Raw genomic sequence first — 2654 nt, 5'->3', positions numbered from 1 at the left:
GAGAGCGTGTTGCGGCCGATCTTCCTCTATCCGATGGCGCTTTCCTTCATCGTCACAGGCGTTGCCTGGAAGTGGTTCCTCGATCCCGGCCTCGGGCTGGAACAGACGCTGCACCATTTTGGCTGGACGAGCTTCCACTTCGACTGGATCAAGAACAAGGACTTCGTCATCTACACCGTCGTCATCGCCGGTGTCTGGCAGGCGTCGGGCTTCGTCATGGCGATGTTCCTGGCGGGCCTGCGCGGCATCGACGGCGAGATCATGAAGGCCGCCCAGATCGATGGCGCCTCGCCATTCCAGCTCTACCGGCGCATCGTCATTCCGCTCTTACGGCCGATCTTTCTGTCCGCCTTCATCGTGCTCGCCCATATGGCGATCAAGTCCTATGACCTGGTGGTGGCGCTGACCTCGGGCGGCCCCGGCGGCTCGGCCTGGCTGCCGTCCAACTTCATGTATGAATATACCTTCAAGCGCAACGAGATGGCCGTCGGCTCGGCCAGCGCCATCATCATGCTGATGACGATCTCGGCGATCATCGTTCCCTATCTCTATTCCGAACTGAAGGAGAAGGCGCGATGAGCACGATCATCTCACCGACGACAGCCGATGATAGGGCGCAGAACAGCACCAACACCCGCTGGATCGGCCGCACCGTCATCTACGGCCTGCTGCTGATCTTTGCCGTCCTCTATCTGATGCCGCTCTTCGTCATGCTGACGACCTCGTTCAAGACCATGGACGAGATCCAGAACGGCAACATGCTGGCGCTGCCGCAATCGCCGACCTTCGATCCCTGGATCAAGGCCTGGGGCGAGACCTGCGTCGGGCTGACCTGCGCCGGCATCAAGGGTTACTTCTGGAACTCGATCAAGATGGTGGTGCCGGCCGTCGCGATCTCCACCATCATGGGGGCGCTGAACGGTTATGTGCTGACCAAGTGGCGCTTTCCCGGCCATACGCTGGTGTTCGGGCTGATGCTGTTTGCCTGCTTCATCCCGTTCCAGTCGGTGCTGTTGCCGATGGCAACGATCCTCGGCAGTCTCGGCCGCTTCGGCATGACGCTGCAGAATGCCACGGGCTTCAACTTCGGCTTCGGCAATCCGACCGTCAATCTGGTCTTCGTGCATGTCGTCTATGGTCTTGGCTTCACGACGCTGTTCTTCCGCAATTTCTACGAGGCCTTTCCGACCGAGCTTGTCAGGGCCGCTCAGGTCGATGGCGCCAGCTTCTTCCAGATCTTCCGCCGCATCATGCTGCCGAACTCGCTGCCGATCATCGTCGTCACGGTGATCTACCAGTTCACCAATATCTGGAACGACTTCCTGTTTGCCTCGGCCTATGCCGGCACCGGTGACACCATGCCGATGACGGTGGCGCTGAACAATGTCGTCAACACCTCGACGGGCGTCGTCGAATACAATGTCAACATGGCGGCGGCGATGATCGCCGCCGTGCCGACGCTCATCGTCTATATCCTCGCCGGCCGCTACTTCGTGCGCGGTCTGATGGCGGGCGCTGTCAAAGGGTAATCCATGGCCTTCCTCGAAATCTCCGGTCTCAAAAAGCGCTTCGGCGCCGTCGACATTCTCAAGGGGATCGACCTCGAACTCGAAAAGGGCGGCTTTCTCGTGCTGGTCGGCCCGTCCGGCTGCGGCAAGTCCACGCTGCTCAACACCATTGCCGGGCTGGAGACGATCACCTCGGGCGATATCAGGATCGACGGGCGCGATATCAGCGGCCTGCATCCTTCGAAGCGCGACATCGCCATGGTGTTCCAGTCCTATGCGCTCTATCCGAACATGACGGTGGCAGGCAACATCGCCTTCGGCATGGAGATCCGCGGCGTTCCGAAGGAGGAGCGGGCCAGAGCGATCGCCCAGGTCTCCGACATGCTGCAGATCGGCCATCTGCTCGACCGCAAGCCGAGCCAGCTGTCCGGCGGCCAGCGCCAGCGTGTCGCCATGGGCCGGGCGCTGGTGCGCAATCCGCAGGTCTTCCTGTTCGACGAGCCGCTCTCCAATCTCGACGCCAAGCTGCGCGTCGACATGCGCACCGAGATCAAGCGGCTGCATCAGCGCATGGGCACCACCTTCGTCTATGTCACCCACGACCAGATCGAGGCGATGACGCTGGCGACCAAGATCGCCGTGCTGAAGGATGGCGTGCTGCAGCAGTTCGGCACGCCGGCCGAGATCTATAACAGCCCGTCCAATATCTTCGTCGCCGACTTCATGGGATCGCCGGCGATGAACCTGCTCAACGCCACCGTCGTAAACGGCGCCGGCGGCCTCGAAGTCTCGCTGGAGCGGCCGAATGCCGCCCCGCTCCGATTGCCGGTGATCTCAGGCAATGACGGCCTGACCGCCTATACCGGCAAACAGGTGATCTTCGGCATCCGCCCCGAGGCGCTGACCGATCCCGATGGCGCCGACCGCAAGGCGCGCTCGCTGACCGAGGGCGACTGCCTGATCGAGGTGGTCGAACCGGCCGGCTCCGACACCTTCGCCGTCACCAAGCTCGGCGGCAAATCCGTCGTCGCCCGCCTGCGCGCCGATACCGGCATCGCGCCAGGACAAAACACCCGCCTCGCCTTCAATCTCGATAAGGCCGTGTTCTTCGATCCCGAAACACAGGCGCGGATCGCGTGAGGGCCA

3 protein-coding genes are annotated in these 2654 nt (G+C 62.1%); all 3 read left to right on the top strand.

Features of this window, described 5'->3' with window-relative positions; translation table 11 throughout:
• Nucleotides 1–579, top strand: a 579-nt coding sequence (locus RWK44_RS34645) for a carbohydrate ABC transporter permease (RefSeq protein ID WP_316030152.1), incomplete at its 5' end; no start/stop codon positions are given.
• Entirely contained in the window at nt 576–1529 is a 954-nt protein-coding gene (locus RWK44_RS34640) for a carbohydrate ABC transporter permease (RefSeq protein ID WP_131666881.1), read from the top strand. The genes RWK44_RS34645 and RWK44_RS34640, both read left to right, overlap by 4 nt.
• Nucleotides 1530–1532: 3 nt before the next feature.
• Nucleotides 1533–2648 (top strand): ABC transporter ATP-binding protein, encoded by a 1116-nt coding sequence (locus tag RWK44_RS34635; RefSeq protein WP_221985278.1) that lies wholly within the window; start codon nt 1533–1535, stop codon nt 2646–2648.
• Nucleotides 2649–2654: the final 6 nt, after the last annotated feature.

The sequence above is a fragment of the Rhizobium sp. 25PS6 genome (assembly GCF_032464655.1).
In the GTDB taxonomy this organism is placed as follows: domain Bacteria; phylum Pseudomonadota; class Alphaproteobacteria; order Rhizobiales; family Rhizobiaceae; genus Rhizobium; species Rhizobium laguerreae.
The sequence above is the reverse complement of the archived record's forward strand: the minus strand, read 5'-3'. Positions and strand labels throughout refer to the sequence as shown.